This is a genomic window from endosymbiont GvMRE of Glomus versiforme, from assembly GCF_003546845.1.
Map to the genome: position 1 here is coordinate 320,172 of NZ_NWVA01000001.1, position 20,697 is coordinate 340,868.

At 32.4% G+C, this 20,697-nt stretch carries 24 protein-coding genes; 13 read left to right on the top strand and 11 right to left on the bottom strand.

The window, feature by feature from the left end:
* Positions 1-109 precede the first annotated feature (109 nt).
* The 8 genes from GvMRE_RS01795 to GvMRE_RS01830 form a co-directional block, all read right to left on the bottom strand.
* Complete coding sequence (locus GvMRE_RS01795) at positions 110-643, bottom strand: tyrosine-type recombinase/integrase (protein WP_147409582.1); 534 nt, start codon at positions 641-643, stop codon at positions 110-112.
* A 5-nt stretch (positions 644-648) separates the two neighbouring features.
* The gene (locus GvMRE_RS01800) at positions 649-885 is read right to left on the bottom strand and encodes a hypothetical protein (RefSeq protein WP_147409583.1); all 237 of its coding nucleotides are present in this window, start codon (positions 883-885) and stop codon (positions 649-651) included.
* A complete protein-coding gene (locus tag GvMRE_RS01805) occupies positions 878-1,108 on the bottom strand; it encodes a type II toxin-antitoxin system PemK/MazF family toxin (RefSeq protein WP_425451138.1) in 231 nt (76 codons plus the stop codon). Before GvMRE_RS01805 ends, GvMRE_RS01800 begins: the two co-directional genes overlap by 8 nt.
* 13 nt (positions 1,109-1,121) lie before the next feature.
* A complete protein-coding gene (locus tag GvMRE_RS01810; protein ID WP_147409585.1) occupies positions 1,122-1,277 on the bottom strand; it encodes a type II toxin-antitoxin system PemK/MazF family toxin in 156 nt (51 codons plus the stop codon).
* On the bottom strand, positions 1,267-1,476 hold the full coding sequence (locus GvMRE_RS01815) for a hypothetical protein (RefSeq protein WP_147409586.1): 210 nt from the start codon (positions 1,474-1,476) through the stop codon (positions 1,267-1,269). The genes GvMRE_RS01810 and GvMRE_RS01815 overlap by 11 nt, the downstream gene beginning before the upstream one ends.
* Before the next feature lie 192 nt (positions 1,477-1,668).
* Positions 1,669-2,988: a bifunctional folylpolyglutamate synthase/dihydrofolate synthase gene (locus tag GvMRE_RS01820; protein WP_245939629.1), complete on the bottom strand. Its 1,320-nt coding sequence runs from the start codon at positions 2,986-2,988 to the stop codon at positions 1,669-1,671.
* Between the two features lie 80 nt (positions 2,989-3,068).
* Positions 3,069-3,692: a DNA-3-methyladenine glycosylase gene (locus tag GvMRE_RS01825; RefSeq protein WP_147409588.1), complete on the bottom strand. Its 624-nt coding sequence runs from the start codon at positions 3,690-3,692 to the stop codon at positions 3,069-3,071.
* Positions 3,693-3,698: 6 nt separating this feature from the next.
* Positions 3,699-5,309 carry an Eco57I restriction-modification methylase domain-containing protein gene (locus tag GvMRE_RS01830; RefSeq protein WP_147409589.1) on the bottom strand — a complete coding sequence of 537 codons (1,611 nt, stop codon included), beginning with the start codon at positions 5,307-5,309 and terminating at the stop codon, positions 3,699-3,701.
* Between the two features lie 120 nt (positions 5,310-5,429).
* Here GvMRE_RS01830 and GvMRE_RS01835 point away from each other — a divergent pair, with 120 nt between their 5' ends.
* Genes GvMRE_RS01835 through GvMRE_RS01840 form a run of 3 tightly spaced genes read left to right on the top strand, consistent with a single transcriptional unit; the run spans position 5,430 to position 8,198 of the window.
* Positions 5,430-6,260 carry a hypothetical protein gene (locus tag GvMRE_RS01835; protein WP_147409590.1) on the top strand — a complete coding sequence of 277 codons (831 nt, stop codon included), beginning with the start codon at positions 5,430-5,432 and terminating at the stop codon, positions 6,258-6,260.
* Complete coding sequence (locus tag GvMRE_RS13345; RefSeq protein ID WP_172575205.1) at positions 6,253-6,549, top strand: hypothetical protein; 297 nt, start codon at positions 6,253-6,255, stop codon at positions 6,547-6,549. The genes GvMRE_RS01835 and GvMRE_RS13345 overlap by 8 nt, the downstream gene beginning before the upstream one ends.
* Positions 6,525-8,198 (top strand): GTPase, encoded by a 1,674-nt coding sequence (locus GvMRE_RS01840; RefSeq protein WP_172575206.1) that lies wholly within the window; start codon positions 6,525-6,527, stop codon positions 8,196-8,198. Before GvMRE_RS13345 ends, GvMRE_RS01840 begins: the two co-directional genes overlap by 25 nt.
* A gap of 75 nt (positions 8,199-8,273) precedes the next feature.
* On the opposite strand, the gene GvMRE_RS01845 is transcribed toward GvMRE_RS01840, so the two are convergent.
* Both GvMRE_RS01845 and GvMRE_RS01850 read right to left on the bottom strand, forming a co-directional pair.
* Entirely contained in the window at positions 8,274-9,833 is a 1,560-nt protein-coding gene (locus tag GvMRE_RS01845) for an aminoacyl--tRNA ligase-related protein (RefSeq protein ID WP_147409592.1), read from the bottom strand.
* Between the two features lie 62 nt (positions 9,834-9,895).
* Positions 9,896-11,500 carry a hypothetical protein gene (locus tag GvMRE_RS01850; protein ID WP_147409593.1) on the bottom strand — a complete coding sequence of 535 codons (1,605 nt, stop codon included), beginning with the start codon at positions 11,498-11,500 and terminating at the stop codon, positions 9,896-9,898.
* 291 nt (positions 11,501-11,791) lie between these two features.
* On the opposite strand from GvMRE_RS01850, the gene rpsD reads away from it, so the two are divergent.
* The 3 genes from rpsD to GvMRE_RS01865 all read left to right on the top strand — a co-directional run bounded on the left by rpsD (position 11,792) and on the right by GvMRE_RS01865 (position 13,629).
* Positions 11,792-12,418, top strand: coding sequence for a 30S ribosomal protein S4 (rpsD, locus tag GvMRE_RS01855; RefSeq protein WP_172575207.1), 627 nt, complete (start codon positions 11,792-11,794; stop codon positions 12,416-12,418).
* A gap of 65 nt (positions 12,419-12,483) precedes the next feature.
* Positions 12,484-13,023 (top strand): dUTP diphosphatase, encoded by a 540-nt coding sequence (locus tag GvMRE_RS01860; RefSeq protein WP_147409595.1) that lies wholly within the window; start codon positions 12,484-12,486, stop codon positions 13,021-13,023.
* A 204-nt stretch (positions 13,024-13,227) separates the two neighbouring features.
* Positions 13,228-13,629, top strand: coding sequence for a hypothetical protein (locus tag GvMRE_RS01865; protein WP_147409596.1), 402 nt, complete (start codon positions 13,228-13,230; stop codon positions 13,627-13,629).
* Positions 13,630-13,736: 107 nt separating this feature from the next.
* Here GvMRE_RS01865 and GvMRE_RS01870 read toward each other — a convergent pair whose 3' ends face one another.
* Positions 13,737-14,825, bottom strand: a complete 1,089-nt coding sequence (locus GvMRE_RS01870; RefSeq protein WP_147409597.1) for a GTPase — start codon at positions 14,823-14,825, stop codon at positions 13,737-13,739.
* Positions 14,826-14,903: 78 nt separating this feature from the next.
* Here GvMRE_RS01870 and GvMRE_RS01875 point away from each other — a divergent pair, with 78 nt between their 5' ends.
* From GvMRE_RS01875 to GvMRE_RS01905, 7 genes are all read left to right on the top strand, one after another.
* Positions 14,904-15,734, top strand: coding sequence for a hypothetical protein (locus GvMRE_RS01875; protein ID WP_147409590.1), 831 nt, complete (start codon positions 14,904-14,906; stop codon positions 15,732-15,734).
* Positions 15,727-15,978: a hypothetical protein gene (locus GvMRE_RS01880; protein WP_147409598.1), complete on the top strand. Its 252-nt coding sequence runs from the start codon at positions 15,727-15,729 to the stop codon at positions 15,976-15,978. The genes GvMRE_RS01875 and GvMRE_RS01880 overlap by 8 nt, the downstream gene beginning before the upstream one ends.
* A complete protein-coding gene (locus GvMRE_RS01885) occupies positions 15,971-17,680 on the top strand; it encodes a coiled-coil domain-containing protein (RefSeq protein ID WP_147409599.1) in 1,710 nt (569 codons plus the stop codon). Before GvMRE_RS01880 ends, GvMRE_RS01885 begins: the two co-directional genes overlap by 8 nt.
* Positions 17,680-17,931: a hypothetical protein gene (locus tag GvMRE_RS01890; protein ID WP_147409600.1), complete on the top strand. Its 252-nt coding sequence runs from the start codon at positions 17,680-17,682 to the stop codon at positions 17,929-17,931. Before GvMRE_RS01885 ends, GvMRE_RS01890 begins: the two co-directional genes overlap by 1 nt.
* Before the next feature lie 12 nt (positions 17,932-17,943).
* On the top strand, positions 17,944-18,231 hold the full coding sequence (locus tag GvMRE_RS01895) for a type II toxin-antitoxin system RelE/ParE family toxin (RefSeq protein WP_147409601.1): 288 nt from the start codon (positions 17,944-17,946) through the stop codon (positions 18,229-18,231).
* 12 nt (positions 18,232-18,243) lie between these two features.
* Positions 18,244-18,585, top strand: coding sequence for a HigA family addiction module antitoxin (locus GvMRE_RS01900; protein WP_147409602.1), 342 nt, complete (start codon positions 18,244-18,246; stop codon positions 18,583-18,585).
* Between the two features lie 134 nt (positions 18,586-18,719).
* Positions 18,720-20,624: a hypothetical protein gene (locus GvMRE_RS01905; RefSeq protein WP_147409603.1), complete on the top strand. Its 1,905-nt coding sequence runs from the start codon at positions 18,720-18,722 to the stop codon at positions 20,622-20,624.
* Positions 20,625-20,697: the final 73 nt, after the last annotated feature.

Here is a 20,697-nt window from a genome sequence, read left to right on the forward strand (position 1 = left end):
TAGTTAGTTAGTTATGGTTGTAGTTTGGTTAATTCTCTTGGCTTTTGGTTATACTCCGCATTATTGATTATCTTTCTCTATAAATAATATAATTACTATTTTATTTGAATTATTTAGAGTTTTCTTTTAATTTTTCAATTATATAAACACTGGTAGAACTTAAACTAGCATGACCTAATACTTTCTGTAAAACTGGTAAAGGCATTCCATTGATGGCTTGTCGAGTAGCAAAACATCTCCTTAAAGTATGGGGTGCCAATTCTACTTTGGCTGGTAATTTCATTTCTTCCTTAATTTGCTTTAAGAATTTAAAGAAAGTAAAGCGGTTAGTGTTATTTGGCTGTCATTTTCTTTTACGCAATTCTTTGGTTATTTCAGGAGCAATATAAACTCATCTCTCTTTTTGTCTTTTGCCGCGAAGTAAATATAAGCCTTTGTATTCTGTTTCTCCGTGTTCTAGATTTAAGTCAAAACTAATGGCTTCGCTAATTCTTAGTCCGGCTTTTCAGCAAAGTAAAAACAAGCATTCATGCTCCGCTTTTTTGGTTTCACCTTTTTTATTAGGTCTAGTTAGTAAATAATCTCAAATTTGGTTAAGGAGTTGATTAGTAGGAAGGATGGTGAGAGGTTTTTTAGTTTTCATATTGTTTACTTATTTACTCCTTTCAACCTGTGAAGTATAATTTCTCCTTTCTTCTCGCCCATCATGATTGCTTTTTCTTCGTTGTTTTTCTTATCGAAACAACTTTGACAAAACAAATATTCACTGCCATGATAAAGCCCTAAGCAATTCATGCACAAACTCCTTTGACATTCATCACAACATTCTAAATGACCTTTCTCTTGGCATTCAGAGCAAGGAGCGAAATCACCGCATTTATTCATAATTAAATTCCTCCAAAACTAAAAATCTTTTTAACATTGTTTCGATTTCTTCCATTTGCTCTTTTGTTAATTTCCCGCCTTTTTCCTTTAACTTTCTTTTATCAATACTACGAATTTGGTCACACATGACTTTGCTCTCTTTTTTCTTAGGATCATTGTCAACTACTTTCCCTAAATGTATCTCAAAATGACGAATATTTTTTATTTTAGAAGACATCACTAAAACACTTACTCTTTTATATTCTTACATTATACCAATTGTTAGAGATAATGAGAGCAGGTCTTTTTTTACCGTTTATTTCACTTCCTGAAGAAGCATCATCACCTTTTAATTTGCTAAAATCTACTCAGTAAATTTCTCCTCGCTTAAATGTTCGCTTTTTACTCGTCATCAATTTCTGTTTCTACGGCGTCCCAAGCGGCCAATTCTTTATCTCGCTCTTTATCCTGATTAGCTAAACGACAACTAATGCGTCATTTTATTTCTTCTAAAGCTTTTTCTAATTCTCTTTCATCAATTTCGTGGTGTTCTACTCGGTATCTTAATTCTTGAAGCAATTTTTCGTTATCAATTTGTCTTAATTCAGTCATAATATTATTTTTTACACTCTTTTCTTTTTTCTTGCCACTAATTTTTTAACTTTGGTTGTTAATAACTAAATATTTTAATCTAGTTTGCCACAAAATTGCGATTAGGTGAAAAGGATAGTTTTTGGGTTAATTGAAGTTGCTGGTGTTAAGACTGAAATTATTCCTTAATTACAGTTAAATTATTTGATTTTTTTAAACGGGCTGATGATTGCTCAAAGAAAAATTATTTAACTTTTCATTCAAATTCATTAAAAATTCTCTTTTTATGAGAGCAGTAAAATGCAAAGAACCACAAATAATTCCTATTTTCTGGTTATCCAACAAAGAATAAAAAGAAAAAAATGCCTTTGAATAATCAGTTATTTTATGAAATTTAGCAGTATTATTATGTTTTAATTTACTAATTTCTTGCCTACGAGTTTCAGGAATTTCAGTAAAAATAATTTGGCAAGCAATTTTTTTTAAAGTATTAAGTATTTTGTCAACTTGTTTATCTTTCATAATTGAAATTAAAAAAATAGGCTTTTTGGCAGGAAAAAAAGTTTTGAGTGTTTGAATTAGAGATTTAATTCCTCCCAGATTATGAGCACCATCCAAAAATATTAAAGGTTCTTGGCTTATAAGTTCCATTCTGCTTGGTCAAAATGCTTCTTTAATGCCTTTTTCAATGCTCGATTGGGTAATTTGAGGAAAGTATTTTTGAAGATAAAGAACCATGTTGACTGCTAAACTAGCATTTTTTATTTGGTGTTGTCCCAGCATTTTAGTTTTTAGGTTAAAAGTATGTTTTTTGGCAGTTAAGCAAAAGTTAGTGATTAACTGGCTACTATCAAAGATAAATTTTTTTGCTGGGGAAATTTTACATAATTTACTTTGTTTTTCTTGGCTTATTTTTTGAAGCAGTGAAAGAATTTGCGGTTTTGTTTCAGTAGTAAAGCAAGGAATATCTTTTTTGATAATTCCTGCTTTTTTTTGGGCGATATCGGTTAAAGTATTCCCTAAATAATTAAGATGGTCATAGTCAATATTAGTGATGCCGCAGACTAATGGTGAAATTACATTAGTAGCATCATATTTTCCTCCTACTCCTACTTCATAAATTACTAAATCAACTGGTTTTATTTCAGCAAAATAATATAAAGCCACTGCGGTTAAAAACTCGAAAATGGTGGGCTGAACCTTGCCTTCTAGTTCACTCATTATCTGTTGAGAAATCAAAAAAAATTCGTGATTAGTGATAGAAATACCATTAACTTTAATCCTTTCGTTTCAATCGTCTAAATGCGGACTAGTAAAAGTGCCAACTTGTAATCCTGAATTTTGGAAAATAGAGGTCAAAAAGGCTACTGTTGAACCTTTACCATTGGTTCCAGCAATATGAATTGTTTTTTGTTTTTTTTCAGGATGATTAAGAAGCTGGCAAATTAGTTCCATTTTTGCTAATGCTAAGTCCTTTCTTTTAACTCATTCAAGGCATTCATTAATGTTAGCAAAATTAGGAAAAAAGTTCATCACAGATATTATAATTTTTTTGATTTTCTGTTAAAATAGTTAAGCTTTTAATATTTCTTGGATACGTGATTTTTGCTAGGTTATTTTCGTGAAACAAAAGAATTATCCTTAATATAAAATCTTCATAAACGATCTTTATCGGCTCCTGAATAATCAATATTTACCCTTTTAGTAGCAATAATTTCATTCTGGTTAAGTTCTGGTCTGTCTTCTAAATAAATTAAATTACTAGTAGTTAAATCAATATTATTAAGTTCTATATCAATATTTAAGACTCGACATAATTTTCCGGGACCGTTAGTGTGATAGTAAATTTTTTTTCTTTCATCTTGGTGAAAACTAAATGGAATGGTGTGGCTTTCCAAAGGTTCAGCAGCACGAATTAATACTCCTTGCGGGTCACCTTTGACTGAGGAAGCAATATTAAAACAATAATAGGTGTTGTAAATAAGATAAATATAAGCACAACCACCACGGTTGTATAAGGCGGCGGCTTTTCATTTAGACTTGTTTTCTTGGTGGGCATGGCAGGCTCGGTCAATTTTGCCATTATAGGCTTCGGTTTCAACAATTCTAACTTTGATAATTTTACCATTAATATTTCTTACTAGTATTTTACCCAATAATTTTTGGGCTAATTCTACTGCGTCAACAGTGAAAAAACTAGGATTAGTAATGCGAGAACGGTCATCTTTTGTGTTCATATTATTTTAAGAGTTTTTGCAAAATTGAAGATAAAGATTATTTAACTTTTTCCTTAAAGAAAAATCAAAATCTTTTTTCAGTTCAATTACTTGGTAAGTTATATTTTTCAAGGCTAAACTTAATTTATTTTTCTCGTCATATTTCGGGCAAAAAATAGAAAGATTGTCAAAGGAATAATTACGAGCAACATTAGTGGCTTCAATGAAATTTTTGACTACAGGAGCATTCAAAATGGCAGTTATATAATACGCTTCATCTTGGGAAATAAAATTGTCTTCTTTGTCTCGGGAAATATATTTTATATGGCTATCAAATAGAGGCATTTTTTCTTCTTGTCATGGCGTCTTTATCTTTCTGAAATAACTTGCTATTCACTTGGTATTGTCTCGGCAACAGACATAATTTTCTGCGTACGTATATTTTCCTACTCTTAATAAACCATAATTTTCCGAAACATTTTGAACTCTTTGAGAGTATTGGCTTTTTTGACTTAACAGGTTTTTAATTTGATGAATATAATCAGACAGTTTGGGTCAAATATTTATAATTTTGTCGATAGGTAGTGGTTGTTTGTCTCTTTTTTGTATATCATAAGGAAAGAAAACTCACTCAGTTTCTTTGTCATTATTTTTAAACCAAGAAAGGTTAGTAGTTGTTATATAAGGATACATTATCTCATTTTCTAGTTCTATTGAGGAAGACAGGTTTTCACTTGTCTTGATTTTTTTGCCTTTTTTGTTTCTGACAAAGTAAGAAATTGTAGACGAGCTTTTTTTTTCATAGAAAAAGCGACAAATATCTTTTCTGGTTACAGAAACTCCGGTGCGAAATTTATAGGAGAATTCTCCTTGAATTAGTTTAAAGTTCTCTAATTCTTCTTTATTGCCCACCACAGAAAAAGCATTAGTGTTTTCTTGTATAGAAACTAGCAGATTACTTTTTCTATTTTGTAATTCCTCTTTGGAGAGGAAAATAACTTGCTCGACGCCTTTCTGATACTCTACTTTTTGAGAAGAATAAAAATAAACCCCGAATTTTAAATCAACTTCTTCAAAAGATTTTTTAACCTTGTCAAAATTAAAGTATTTTTGCAAATATAGCCTTTTGCCATTTTCTAAAATAAAGGGACGAAATCCTTCATAAGAAGCATTAAACAAGAGACTTTTAGGCATAATAAAGCCTAAGCAACCAGTTTGGTAATTAAGTTTTCGTGAGGCAACCACATTTGCCATCAAAGCACAAACATTTAAATTATTACCGCCAATATTTCGCGAAACCCCAAATATAGATTTAACATTTTTTAATAATTTAATGCGATTACGATAATTTTCTGGCAGGTCAATCCAAGATATTCAAGGAGGATTACCAATAATTAAATCAACATTTTCTATTTGAGAAGCCTTATAAAACTGTTTAATAATGTTAATTCATATTCCGTCTCACTTTTTTTTGTTTAATTCGACCAATTGAAAGGCCATTTTTTCAATATGTTTTAATTCTTCTTCTGAGGAAATTCCGAGGTCCTCACGAAAAATTTTAATTATATTTTCAACTTTTTCTCATTTAATATTTCTAGACAATTTTTCAAAAAAATCGTCTGATAGATTGATTTCCATAGGGAGATAGATTTCAATAATTTCTCCGATTTGCGTATCTAATTGATAAAAAAAATATTTTTTAATGCAAACATAACTACAAGTTTAAAAAATTCCAATTGAAAAGATCCAAAAATCCTCATGGACGCATTAACTAAAATCAAACAAGTAAATAAAGAAAACTTACGCCAATTTCTAATCAGCGACCACCGAGATTTCAATGTCCTTACCCTCTCTTTTAAGCAAATCCCAAGCACCCAACGCACATATGTAAGTATATCTAAAAATAGTGCTAAAAGTTTCTATTTAAAAGATAAAAACAAGCCCACTAAACCAGCATCACTTAAACCCCAAGAAAAAGTAAAGCCGGGAATTAAGCCTTCACATTTAAAGAGAAGCAAATCTCTGTCGGATATTCCGGCGGCTCCTGAATCTATTCCCTTAAAAAGAACTGCTTCGCAACCTGCCCTAAAACAGCCTAATTTAGCTAAGCAAATAGAGCAATTAAAGCAAGAATTAGTTTTTAGTCAGCAAACCGCACAAAACTATCTCACTAATCTCCAAAAAGCCATTGCTGAATTAGACCAAAAAGAGCAACAGTTAGATTCGGTAAATCAGGATTGATTAACCTTAGCCCAGAAACAAATTGATAACTTAAAAAAAGCGCCTAATGTTCGTATCGCTGAACTACAGCAAGAATTAAAAGAAACTGTCAAAGATGCCACCCAAGAAATTACCCGCCAAGAAACTGAAAACAAGCAATTAAGGAATAAATTAAACCAAACTCAACAGCAAAATCAAGACCTAAATCAGCAAGTAAAAGATTACCAAAGAGCCGCAGAACTAAGGATAAATAATACCGAGAGCATTAAAGAAACTAATTCTTGGTGAGACTGAGGACCAGTGTTTTTACTCGCCGCAGTTTATTTACTAGCCACCTGATTAACCCGAAAGGAAAAATATTATGACTAAATATAACTTTGAGGAGTTTAAACAGTGATTAGAAGAAAAACCGGAAAGACAAGACGGATTAAGATGAACTGATGTGTTTCCGTTAATAAAAAATCGATTTGACGCTTTTGTTGAAGGAAAGGATGATTTTGCCGAAAAAGGTTGGATTTATACCCAAACAGTAGCCCAAAAGTGAAAACAAGAAGTAGACCAGAGAGAGAGAGAGAGAGAGAGAGAGAGAGCAAAAGGGGGAAGAGGAAAATATATATATGAGGTAAAAAAAGTATGAGTATTAAGAATGTATTATTAATAGGTAGAACCGGAGGAGGAAAATCAACTCTCGCTAATGTTCTAATAAACAAAAATGGAAATTTTGAAGAAGTATTTAAGGAGTCTGCTGGCAGCGTTAGTGAAACCAAAAATGTCCAGATTAAGGAATTTACTGTTAATCTTACCGAGGATGGTAGTGAAAAAGTGCGTTATTTAGTAATTGATACAGCAGGATTTGGTGATACTAAACTTACTGATAAGGAAGTATTACAATTAATGTCAGAAATGGTTAAAATCATTGGTGATGACGGATTAATTCAAATCTTTTTTGTTACTAACAGTCGCTTCACTGAAGAAGAAATTGATGCTTATCAATTGCTAGAATCAGTTATTTTTGATAATCAGGTTAGCAAATACACTTCTATTGTTAAAACCAAATTTCCCGAATTTGAAAACGAAGCCAAATGTGAAGAAGATAGGCAAAAGTTTCGAGCAGAAAATCCCGAATTGGCTAGGATATTCAATGCTAACAAAATAATTTATGTTAATAATCCACCGTTAGTCGGTCGTCCAGCAGTAGTGGAATTAAATAAGGAAATTAGAGAAGAGTCAAGGAAGAGATTATTGGCTAATTTAGGGAAATATCATAGCATTTATCAACCAGGTAATTTAAATACACTTAATCAGAGAATTAACGGTTATAAAACTCAAAAAGAAAACTGGCAAAACCAAATTAATAATCTCAATAGTCAAATCAGTTCTGCACAATCTAATTATCGAAGTCAAGTTAATTCTTTGGAAAGTAGACATCAACAAGAAATGCAAGCATTAGAACAAAGGAGGCAAAACGAGTTAAATCAAATCAGGGAGAAATCTCGTTATGGATATATTGATAACGGAAGAGAATATTGAAATATTATGTATACTTGAAATAAAGATGCATCAATTTTAAGTGCAATTAATCCAGTATGTATGGATGATTGGATAACTTTAAGAAGTGATTTTGATTCTTCTTTACAGGGACTAGATATTCCTTTGCGTTATTATAGTTATCCAGAAGCAAGCAATAAACTAGTTTCAGTGTTAATTAATTTAGCAAGAAACGCTTGGCATATAGAAATCATGAATAATAGATATTTTTTTTATTATACTCCTCACGAAGAGAAAAAATCATTGGAATGAAGATATAGAGATTCGAAGTCAAAGATAAAAGATTTTTTTAATTACAATCTTGAAAAATCTGATGTCGAATCTGGTTTATACATTTGAGTTTACAAAAATAGCGACTATAATGCTGACACAAAATTCAAGATTGGCACAAAGTATCATTCTAAAATTGAAGATGTTAACCTTGAAAAGGCTTTAAGAGAAGCATCTGAAGCCAGAGAATACGAGATAAACAATCAAATTGAAAGAATCAAGAAAGAAAATCGTGATCGGGAAAACCGTCTTTGGCAAGAAGTAGAAAACCAAAAACGCTTAAATGAACAAAGAGTTGCCCAAGAAAAGCAAAATATTCAAGCTAGTCTAGATTTAGCACGACAAAACAGTCAAGCAAGAATTACTCATGCCCAGCAGCAGATAAATAATGCTGAAAGCAACCTTGAGCAACAAATTCAACTACAAACTAATTTGCCAGGCATTGTTTCTTTAACAGGAATGATAGCAAAAATGTTTATCGGGAATTAGAGAACTTCTTAACAAAGTCTTTCTTGACAACTCCTCGATTTTTTTTAAAAACGAAATAATTAACTTTGTAATTTATTAATAACTTCTGCCTAAATAAGCATAATTATTGGCCAGAGAAGAACAAAAAAAACATTTTTCTTTCTCTCCTGGTTTTTCGCTCAAAGACAAACAACGAATACTATAAGCCGATATTTTTTGAGGAATAACTTTTTCACAATCTAAATTATTACAAAAAGGGATTAAAAACAAGCCTTTCATAACTTCATTTACTTTTTTTTCTAACTCCGAAAATTTATTTACTGGGAAAATATGTTTATCCCTAAAATCAGCACTTTTTTGATAAATATTTTTTTGAAACTCTATTATTTCTTGCTTAATAACCTTGATAATTTTACCTTTTTTAAATTCTTTTTTTACTGAACTGACCGTTTTTTCATGCTCTGTGGTTAACTGTTCTTTGGTCTTATTCTCTAAATTATATTTTTCTAGATTTTCTGCTAAATTGTTTTCAAAATTACGAAGAAAATTTTTTTCTGTTTCGCTATTTTCCAAACTAATAATAATTTCTTTTTTCACATCGTCTCTTCTTTTTAGAGTAATTTTTTTTTCTTCTAAATCCTTTGGACCCAGAATTATTTTGAACGGACAGCCTTCTTTATCGGCTTGGATAATATTTGATTTAGCCTGTTTGTATTTGTTATATAATTGGCATCGAAAAATGTTTAGTAAGTCACTTATTTCCTGGTAATAGTTAACCAACTCTTCATTTTCTCCTCTCAGAACAAAAGCGATTTGCACCGAGGCTATATCAAAAGGTAAAATTATTCCTAATTCGTCATTATGGGTTTTGGCAATAGCCCCAATTGCTCGGGTAGAAGTACCCCAAGAAGTAGAAAAAGGGTGTTTTAGTTGGTCATTTCCATCGATGCTTTGAAATTCGATATTCATTGCCCGACAAAAATTATCCCCGAAATAATGACTAGTGGCTAATTGTAAACATTGACCATCTGGAAGCAAGCATTCTACGGTATAACTTTCCTGTGCTCCCGCAAATTTTTCATTTTCACTTTTCTTTCCAGCAACAATGGCAAGACATAAACTCTTTTCCACGTAATTTTGATATTCTTGCCACATTTTTCAGGCAAATTCTTGGGCTTCTTTGGCAGTTTCGTGTAAAGTGTGCCCTTCTTGTCAAAAAAATTCGGTATTTCGCAAAAAAGGCTTGGTGTTTTTCTCAGTGCGAAAAACTTGACACCATTGGTTATAAAGAAAAGGTAATTCTTGATAACTTCGTAAAGTTTGCCGAAATCAATCATAGAATAATACTTCACTAGTGGGTCGCAAAACTAATGGTTCAGTTAGTTTTTTCCCTCCAATTTGCTGAACTTGAAAAAACTCGGGACTAAACCCTTGAATATGTTGTTTTTCTTTTTGAAAAAAACTATAAGGAATTAAAGTTGGTAAACTAACATTTTTTACCCCGTATTTAGCAAATTTTTGGTTTAAAATATTTTGAATATTTTGCCAAAGTATTAAACCATTAGGAGGAAAAATAAAAGAACCCTTGGTTGGTCCCGGAAAAAATAAACCACTTTCACGGAGAATTTTATTGTATTCGTCTTGTTGTTTATTCACAAAAATCTTTTATAATTTAAATTTTTAATTGTTTTTTATAATAAATACCAAGTGCATAGAGGTTAATTTTGCTCTTGTTTTTGGTTTCTTTTTACTAACCAAATAATTAAACCAATTATCGCTCCAATGATTAATAATCCTATTATAGTTTCCGTGATTCCTTTTCCTTTGTTTCCTGATCTATAATTTCGATAATCATAATTATCAGTTTTTTCGCTTTTTTCAGCCTCTTTATTAATTATTGATTCTATTTTATTTTGTCTACTTTTAAGTTCAGTTAAAGAATTACTTTCTCTCAAATAATCCATCCAACGACTATTTTTTAAATGAGAAGGTAGTTTTTCTTTTACCGAAGAAGAATATACTGATACTCCATTTTCTTCATAGTATATAATATCATTAATGGCTTTATTTTTAGCATCTTCAAGTTCACGATTTAGTTTTTTCTTTTTATCATATTCTTTTTCTAGTTTATTTATAAGTAAATCAGACTTATTCATAATTGAGTTATGAGAAGAACAATTATTAATTTCATTTCTCCAATTATTTCCTAGTGCTTGCTTCGCTTCTTGTTCAGTAAGATATTCACCGATTAAGTAATGAGTTTCTATTCTGTTAATGGCTCATTCTTTACTATCTTCCAGGCTTTTATTTCTAATATCTTTCATTTCTGCTTCAAATTTTTCTCTCTTTTGTTTGCGTTCTTCTTCTCGTTTCTTCTGCCGCTCTTCACTTTTCTTTTTTCAGTCTTCATCTGTTGATTTAGTTGGACTAGACTTTTCTCTTGGCTGGTTAGTGTTAGTTTGCCCTTCTGGTTTTTTAGTGTCGTTTTCTCTGATTTGTTGGGTTTCTTTTGTCATTTCCTTCATTCTCTCTTCTCATTGTTCTTTTTCTACTTCATTTTCAATAAATTTCGAAAAGCAAGAATCGCTACAAAATTTTTTACCAGTTTTTTTGTCGATAATACAAGTTCGGGGGTCGTCTACTTCTACCTTAAAAAAGCATTGCTCGCAAGTAATAGGATTATCCCGATAAGTCGTCTTTTCTTGGTTAATTTCGTTACGAACAGCCTCATGTGCTTCATTCATTTCCTTTCTAGCCTTTTCAAACATTTCGTCCATTTCCTTTTTAAATTTCTCGTTGTCTTCTTTCATTCTTTTTTTGGTTTGTTCTAATTCTTCTGCTAGTCTCTCGTCTGATTCTTTACACTTCTTTTCAAATTCTTCTATTGCTTCAAACATTCTTTGCTGAAAACTAATCGCTTCTTCCACTTCTCTTACTAATTCTTCAACATTATCGTTATCGTTTCCATTATTGTTATTTGCTGCTTCATTAATGATTTCTTGGACGTTTCTCAATTCTCTTCTTAACTTCTCGCTTTGTTGGCTACTAAATCCTAATCTGCTCATTATCTTTCCACTTGGTTGATGCCAATAATCGTTGTTGGTGTTCAAGGCTCAATTTTCTTTTTCAGCAATAATTTTCTCGACAAATTTTTCTATAATTTCTTTATGACCTTGGGAAGTTAATCCACCCTGGGCAATATAAAAATGCTCGTCTTCCATCATGTCTGGGTCAGTATGAACAAAATTCCCCCTTGAGTCAACAACATAACTATCAAGATTGTTGAGTAAGTAATTTTTATTTTCTTCTTTATCTTGGCTCATGATTTAAAACACTGCCCTCCTTTCTAATTTATTCTCTCTCTCTCTCTCTCTCTTGCTTATTAAATTTCCAGTAAGTTTTTTTTATTTCGGCTCCCGGGACATTTTTGTCTATTCCTAAAATTTCGTAATAATCTTTCATAATCATTTTCATATATACTATATATATTATTTTAACCAATTCATTCCCCAGTTAATCGGAGATTTGAAGTTGAGGGCTTCTTGGCTAGGTTGGGTTAAATGAAAAGTCGGCAAATTAAATGAAAGAAAAAGTTTTTGTCTAAAATTATTAATATGGAAAAGCGTCCAATTTGGAAAATGTCGCGAGCCTTGGAATTTTCTTTGCTCGGAAACAAAAAAGAGTTTAGTCGTGGTAAAAGACGAATCACTCCTCCGGGTCAGCATGGTAAAAAGAAAATTAAAAGAAAAAAAATTTCTCCTTATGGTGTTCAAAATAGAGAAAAGCAAAGAATACGGTTTTCTCGTGGTTTAAAAGAAAAACAACTAAAAAATCTTTTTCTTAAATTGGCAGGAAAAGAAGGTAATACGGCTCAACTCGTATTAACTCACTTAGTATCTCGCTTGGATAATTTAATTCTTCGTTCTGGTTTAGTCAGCACTTACCTTTGAGCCCGTAAATGAGTCACCCAATATCATTTTTTAGTTAATCAAAAAAAAATAAACAAGCCCGGTTATTTAGTAAAACCAGGAGATATCATTACCTTAGAAGAAGAAATGAAAAATAATAAATTAATTCAACAGCAACTTCAACAAAACACCAAGGCTCCTGGTTTCTTGAAATTAGATAAAGAAAAACTGGAATTTACTTACTCTTATTACCCTTCAATGGAAGAATTAGAAAAAGAGATTGAAGGAATTGATTTCTCTTCAGTGGTGGAGTGATATAATCAAAGAATTTAGCCCCAACAATTTCTAGCTAAAGAAATGTTTCTTCCTGGTTAGTTGGATAAAAAATTAAACTACTTATGATTTCACTAGAAACTTGAAGAATGATTCAAGATAAACAAAAAGAATTAGACCAACGCATTTACCAGCAAGCCCAAGTTGACTGAAAATGACGTTCTTTCGCCAATGCCAAAAGGCTAAAACTAAACATTTTAATCGAGATTAGTGAGTTTGCTAATGAATTAAAAACTTTTAAAATCTGGCACAAAAAGGGAGAAATTAACCAAACAAAAGCCCAAGTAGAATTAGTTGACTGTCTTTGTTTTTTTTTAGGACTTTGAAATATTTACCAAATTGATTTTACTAATTATCAATTTTTCTTCCCTGCTGAGAAAAAAGATTTTAATGACTTATTAACCCAATTCTTTTCCCAAAGTGAAAAATTAACTATTTTGAAAAAAACAAGAAAATTGTCAAAAAAAGCCCAACAAACTTATTATGATTGGCTACAAATTTTTAGCGAGATAACTCTAAAACTCCAAATGAACGAAAAAAAACTGCTAGACGTTTACAACAAAAAAAATAAAATCAATCAACAAAGAGTAATTAGAGGATATTAACAGCAAAAGTTTTTTAAAGATAAGAAATTTGTAAAAGATTTCAGCAGAAAAAGAAAAATTCTAAAAAGAAATTATCCATAATTTAAATCTTGAAAAAAACTTGAACTTTATTGTTATTAATTAATAAAGATTGCTTTCATGTCCAGTTTTCTTTCAAATTTAGTCAAAAAAATATTTACTTGTTTACTTGTAAAATTTATTTATATGCAAAAAAAATATTTACGAAAAGACAGCATTGAATTATCCTGCGGTAGTCAAGCCAAACCAGAAGAACGAAGAAAATTAACTTATTTAAGAGGAAAAGCGGGTAGTTTTTTGTTAGAATTCAGCAATAAAGTCAAGGAAAAAGAAATAGAAGGTTGAAAAACAGTTAATGTGAAAGTTAAAGTTCTTTCCAATGGAAATTATGAATTTGATGTTAAAGGTAGAATAACTTCTGATCTAATTAAAAGAGCAGCCGGCGAGAAAAAAATAATTAGCCAAGAGGAATTAAAAAAAATAGCAGAAATACAATTACCTTATTTAAATACAGAAGATTTAGAAAAAGCCCAAAAAACCATTGCGGGAACAGCCAAAAGTGCTGGTATCAAAATTGAAGGACAGTAAAAATTGAATAAAAAGCACAGTTAATTAAGCAATGAATTGAAAAAACTAAAAAGGGCAAATTTTATTATGATAAAAATAATTTGCTTTAAAATAAATTATATATAAGTTTATACGCACATTTTATTTTTTTCTTTTTTATTTTCTAATCTTTCTAATGCTGAACTGGTTGATTGGTTGATGCTTGCTATTTCTCAACGAGCCGCCTCAACTGCACTAGCCGCTGAATTAGCACTTTGTTTATTTGCTTCATCAAGTTTATCTTGTAATTTATCCATTTTTTTCTGGGCTTCATCATTAATTTCTTTTATTCTTTTTTCTTTTTCTGCCAATTCATTTGCTAAATCTTTTTTCATTTTATCTTCTAGGTCTTTTAAATCCTGTTGATGTCTGGCTTGAATAGCGTTAATTTGAGCTTGATGACTAGCCGCTTGATTAGCAATTCTTTGTTGAAGTTCTGCCATTTGGGCTTGCATTTTTTCTTCCTCAGTTTGGTAATTTTCTACTCTCTCATTTAAAGTAGCAAGATTATTAGGTCGATAAACTTCTCGACAATTATTTATTAAATGGGCTAATAATCTGCGTCGAGATTCTTCGCATATTTCTTTATTAAGTTCAATTTGTCTTCTCAATCTTGTTCCACTACCACTCAGATTCACTGGCGGATTATCAACATACATAACTCGGGCATTTCTTATTATTTCAAAAAGTTCTCGGTTTTCATTTCTTAAAGTTTGACGATCTCTTTCGCATGCTTCTTCATCCTCGAATTCTGGAAAATGAGTGTGAACAATAGTAGTATAACTCGCTACCTGATAATCAAAGAGAATTTGACTTAATAAATTATAAGCCTTGACTTCTTCCCTGGTAAATCTGCCACCCGTCACAAAGAGAATTTGGTTTAAGCCATCTCTAATTTGATTAGACATTTCAGCTATTTTTCGGAGAACTCCTTGTTCAGTCAATTTAGTATCACAGAGACCTACTGTGTCGACAATTATAAATCTAATTCTTTCATTGCCATTTTCGGTGAGATTAACTTCAAACTCTTCAACTTGATTTTGCCGAGTTTCGCTGGTCATTCCAGCACTCTCAGAAAAGACCTCTTCAAAATTGTTGTTTCTGTTCATTAATACATTGGCTAGTGTGGATTTCCCGCCACCTGTTTTTCCTAATAATAGCACTGTTCTTACATTCATATCATTATTTATATATATTTTAATGCAAACATAACTACAAGTTTAAAAAATTCCAATTGAAAAGATCCAAAAATCCTCATGGACGCATTAACTAAAATCAAACAAGTAAATAAAGAAAACTTACGCCAATTTCTAATCAGCGACCACCGAGATTTCAATGTCCTTACCCTCTCTTTTAAGCAAATCCCAAGCACCCAACGCACATATGTAAGTATATCTAAAAATAGTGCTAAAAGTTTCTATTTAAAAGATAAAAACAAGCCCACTAAACCAGCATCACTTAAACCCCAAGAAAAAGTAAAGCCGGGAATTAAGCCTTCACATTTAAAGAGAAGCAAATCTCTGTCGGATATTCCGGCGGCTCCTGAATCTATTCCCTTAAAAAGAACTGCTTCGCAACCTGCCCTAAAACAGCCTAATTTAGCTAAGCAAATAGAGCAATTAAAGCAAGAATTAGTTTTTAGTCAGCAAACCGCACAAAACTATCTCACTAATCTCCAAAAAGCCATTGCTGAATTAGACCAAAAAGAGCAACAGTTAGATTCGGTAAATCAGGATTGATTAACCTTAGCCCAGAAACAAATTGATAACTTAAAAAAAGCGCCTAATGTTCGTATCGCTGAACTACAGCAAGAATTAAAAGAAACTGTCAAAGATGCCACCCAAGAAATTACCCGCCAAGAAACTGAAAACAAGCAATTAAGGAATAAATTAAACCAAACTCAACAGCAAAATCAAGACCTAAATCAGCAAGTAAAAGATTACCAAAGAGCCGCAGAACTAAGGATAAATAATACCGAGAGCATTAAAGAAACTAATTCTTGGTGAGACTGAGGACCAGTGTTTTTACTCGCCGCAGTTTATTTACTAGCCACCTGATTAACCCGAAAGGAAAAATATTATGACTAAATATAACTTTGAGGAGTTTAAACAGTGATTAGAAGAAAAACCGGAAAGACAAGACGGATTAAGATGAACTGATGTGTTTCCGTTAATAAAAAATCGATTTGACGCTTTTGTTGAAGGAAAGGATGATTTTGCCGAAAAAGGTTGGATTTATACCCAAACAGTAGCCCAAAAGTGAAAACAAGAAGTAGACCAGAGAGAGAGAGAGAGAGAGAGAGCAAAAGGGGGAAGAGGAAAATATGTATAAATGCCTTAAATGCCAAAAATCAGCTAGTACTTTTGATAATTGTCAGCATTGTCCAGAATGTTATAAACAAGATCCCGAAGCAGCCAGAATTAAATTTGAGCAATCGCAACAACAGCAAGAAAGGAATTCTATGATAAACGCCCAACAATGATTACAGGAAAATTTTCCTACTCCAGAAAGCAAAAAAGCCGTAAAGATTTTAGCCATTAGAGATGGTGGTGGGATACCAATGGATACCGGGTTAACTAGTGAAGAAATTAATATGGTTAATTTAACCGGAGAAATGGATCTTAATGATTTCCCTAATTTGGAAAAGTTTGTTTTATCAAGTCTCACTGGTCAAAAAGTAAACTTAATCAAATCTGAAAAACTTACTAAACTAACCCAAATTCACTTGAATAACTGTCCTGAACTTACTTTTGCTGATTTCAGCCATTGTTCAGAATTAAGTTGAATTTTGGTAAGAAATTGTCCTAAATTGAAGTTCTTTACTTTCTTAGATGCTTGAAAACAAGAAATCCAAAACCTAAAAACCCAGTTAACCGAGTATGAAAACCAAGAAAGCAGTGCTAGTATGCCTGGTTCTTGAAATGAAACTACTAGTGACCCCAGTGAACCCTTAAACACTAAAATCCAAAGAAAGAAGCAAGAATTAGCTAACTTACGCACTGGTAGCAAGAAATCTACGGCTCCACTCCGTAAAGAAATTGAACTCTTAGAAAAAATTCAAACCTTAGAAAACCAAATCCAAACTCACACCCAAAAAGAAGCCAACTATCAACAACAAATTCGCCAGAAGGAACAACAAATCACCGCTAAACAAGAGCAACTAACTCGCTTACAAGAAGCCAGAAACCAAGCTGAAACTACCCTCAATAACACTATTACTGGCTTAAATCAACAAATAGAAAACTTAAAAAAAACCAAGCAAGAAGACAAGGATAAACTCACTCAGGAATTAACCAATTTACACACTAATAGTGAGCAAACTATTACTAATTTGCGACAGGAGATTACTCAGTTAACTAATACCTCTAAGCGAGAAAAAGAAGCCCTACAAAAGCAAGTAAATCAACTCCAAATTGACTTAAAAACTAAAACAGAATCTGAAAAACAATTACAAGAGCAAAAAAAAGTTTTGGAAAAGCAACTAAAAGACTTAGAAAAAGAGAAAAAAGATACTAAGGAAAGGCTTTTAAAAGAAAGACAAGAAGCTCTCCAAGAGTGAGAAAAAGAAAAAACTAATCTGGAAAAGCAAATCACTCAATTAAGCCAAGAAAACACTACCAAAGAGAAAACTATTAAAGAAAATAAAACTGCCCATAGCCAAGAACTAACCAAGCAACAGCAAAAACTTAAAGACACTGAAAGCCAACTCACCCAGCAAATCCAAGAACTAAAAAACACCTTAGAAGCCAAAGAGCAAGAATTCTCCAGCCAAACCACTGAATTCACTAGCCACAAAAACCAAACTAATGAACAATTACTAGCCAATCAAACTGAACTAACCCGCAAACAAAAAGAACTCACCAAACTACGCTTAGAAATAGTTAGTTTACAAAGCCAACTAAAAAAAGTTAAAGTAAAGCCCAAAAAAAAAACTGCCCCACCCTCAGCCACACCAATTAACCCTTGATTACTAGGAACTATTTTAGTAGTAGTAATTGGCGGATTATGATTAATTGAAAGGAGGAAAAAATAATGGGAATTAAAGATACTGTAAAAGAATGAGCTTCTGAACAATGAGATTATTATGTTAAGCAACCAATTGCTAAGAAGACTGAAGAGTTAGAAAATCAAGCCTCTCAAAAATGAAGTGAATACAGCGGTAAAGCTCAAGAACAAGCCAACAAACCTTTTGACTATTACAAAAAACAAGAACCATTTTATAGAGGGTTGTTTTGAATTGCTGTAGCTCTGCTACTGATACTTTGGATTATTAGTGGGAGTTAAAAATAATTTAAAATGCTCAAAAAAATTGCCACTTTTAAAGATAAAGATACTCATGACTTCTTTTTTGGTAAGAGGATTAAGGAATGAGAAAAGTTTTCTGAATCAGCTCGTTCCAAATTGAAGATACTTAACAGAATTGGTTCACTACAAGAGTTAACCAACGCTTTTGATGCTCGTCTACATAAACTTCATGGCGACCGAAAAGGTCAATATGCCATTCGCATTAATTCTCAGTATCGCATTTGTTTTTATTGAATAAAAAACTATGCTCATGAAGTAGAGATTACTGATTATCATTAAAATTAAAATATTATGAAAAGCAAAAAACTACCACCTATTCATCCCGGAACTATTTTAAGCAAAGAGTTTCTTATTCCTCGCAAAATTAGCCAAACTAAATTAGCTACTAGCATTAATGTTCCTGTTAAATTAGTTAAAGAAATTTGTCAAGCCAAGAAGTCTATTAATGCTGAAATGGCTTTGCGTCTTGGAACTTACTTTGGAACTAGTGCTGAACTTTGATTAGGATTACAACAAGATTATGAACAAGAATGCCTAGAAGACATTTTAAAAAATCAACAACAACAAATCAAAAAAGAAATTCGCCCTTTCCTTCATTCCAAAGCAACTACTAGATTAAGAAAACATGCTTAATTTAATTAGTTTCTTATTTGCCTTACTCAATTAACAACAAAAAAACACTTTTTATTCACTTACCCTTTATTTTCCTTGTATAAGAAACAAAAAACACACACATTTTAACAAACAAATAAACAAACTAAAATACTATGGGAATCAAAGATTTTTTATGAGGATTAGCCGAGACTGCCATTGATGTCGGTGCTGGCTTTATACCTGGCGGCAAAGGATTAAAAAAACTTGCTAAAAGCAGCCTAAGAGGACTTCGTTGCGGCATTGGTGCTGCTAAAGACCTTTTTGCCGGCGGAGGAGGAGACGGACTTAGTGAATTTGCCAACCAATTCGGCGACTACAAAAAAGGTGCTGACAAAAGAATGGGGGATATGGAAAAAGGACTAAAAGGCATGGGAGACCGAGTAGGTGGCTTAGAAGCAGGAATGAAAGGAATGGGCGACCGCATGGGAAATATGGAAGGAGAAATGAGAGGTCTTGGTGACCGCACCGGAGCCTTAGAAAAAGGCATAGGTAGCCTAAAAGAAGGCTTAGATTCTGTGCGTTCTGATTTAGAAGGAGTAAAATCTGATATTCAAACCCAAGGCAGAGAACTAAAACAGGCTATGGGAGAAATGAAATCCGAACTTGAAGACCAAATTGAACAACAATCTCAAGAATTTAATCAAAAACTCCAACAACAAGACACTAAATTCACCCAAGAAATCAGTCGCATAGATTCCGAAATAAGCAATCTCTCCGGTGAACTCCGCCAACAAAAAATAGAACTCAAAGCTGAAATCCAACAAAAAAATGAAGAAACTAAACGACAACTTCGTCAAGAAATGGAACAGCAAAAGCAACAATTAGAAAATGCGATTAGCCAAGTAGTCCAAGCCCAAAAGAAAGTCAATGAAGCCGTTCAAGAACATCTTAACGAACTGGACGAAAGAATGGAAAAAGTGGAAAAGAAAACTATCGAAAACGCTCGCAAAATCTTTGAAGAAAAACTAGAACGGGAAAGAAAAGACGAAGAACTCGCTGAAGCCATCAAAACTACTAACAGCAAACTAGAAAACCTACAGCAAGAAAAGCAAGACTTATCTGATGATTTCAGCAAATATAAAGGAGAAATTAACCAACAAACTGCTCAAACTCAACAAGACCTAGAAAGCCTTGAAACTGAATACACCCGCCAAACTAAAATCCTTAATGAAAAAATTGCCGATAACCAAGACAGATTAGATGATTATGAGGAAGAAAAACAAAATATTAAACTATCCCAAAAGAAGCTTGACGTAGAATTCCGAGAAATGCTTGAAGAAGTAGACACCCATACCGAACTAATCAATGAACAAGCCACAAAACTAGAATTTGTTGCCCGTGGCATGGAAGAAATTGCTGAAGAAACCCACGAAAGAATCAACAAACTTCATCGGGAAATATTTGACCTTGAGGAACAGACCGAAGAAGCCTTGTTTACTGCCAAAAAAGCAGTCAGGAAAGTCGATAACTTAACCGAAGAACTAGCCAAAGAACGCCAGCGTATTCAAGAACTAGAACAACAGATCGAACGCAACAAACAAGAAACGGAAAAAGTTAAACAAGAAGCCCACTGAGCTAATGAAAGAATCGACAATCTGATAAAATCACAACAACTTTCCGATTTTACTGAGCAGGAATTAGCCTTCAATAAACTCCAAAAAACTCTCCAACTAAAAGCTGATGAAGCCAAACTATTAGCCCAATTAAACATTTTACAGCAATCCCAAGCCACTCTAACCGAAGAACTAGCTGAAAGAGAATGAAAAGTAGGAATTAAAGAAGGTACAGAAATCCAAATACCTCGTCCAGAAGGAATGCCTTTAAATCCTGATTCTCGTTGAGCGAAAACTTTTACTCCTGAACAACTAAGAGAATGAGGATGAGATACTAGACTATTAGGAGATAATGAAACTGCTCCTCTAACTGACCCGGAAAAGAGAGAACCAGAAACCACCCAATCAGGAACCCAAAAAGAAGACAGAACAGAACCAGAATTAGAAGCCAAAATCTACCAATAAATAGAAAGCACCAAAAGCCAACTTTTAGAACAATTAGCCGAAGTTCAAGAACAAATTAAGCAAAATGTTTCCA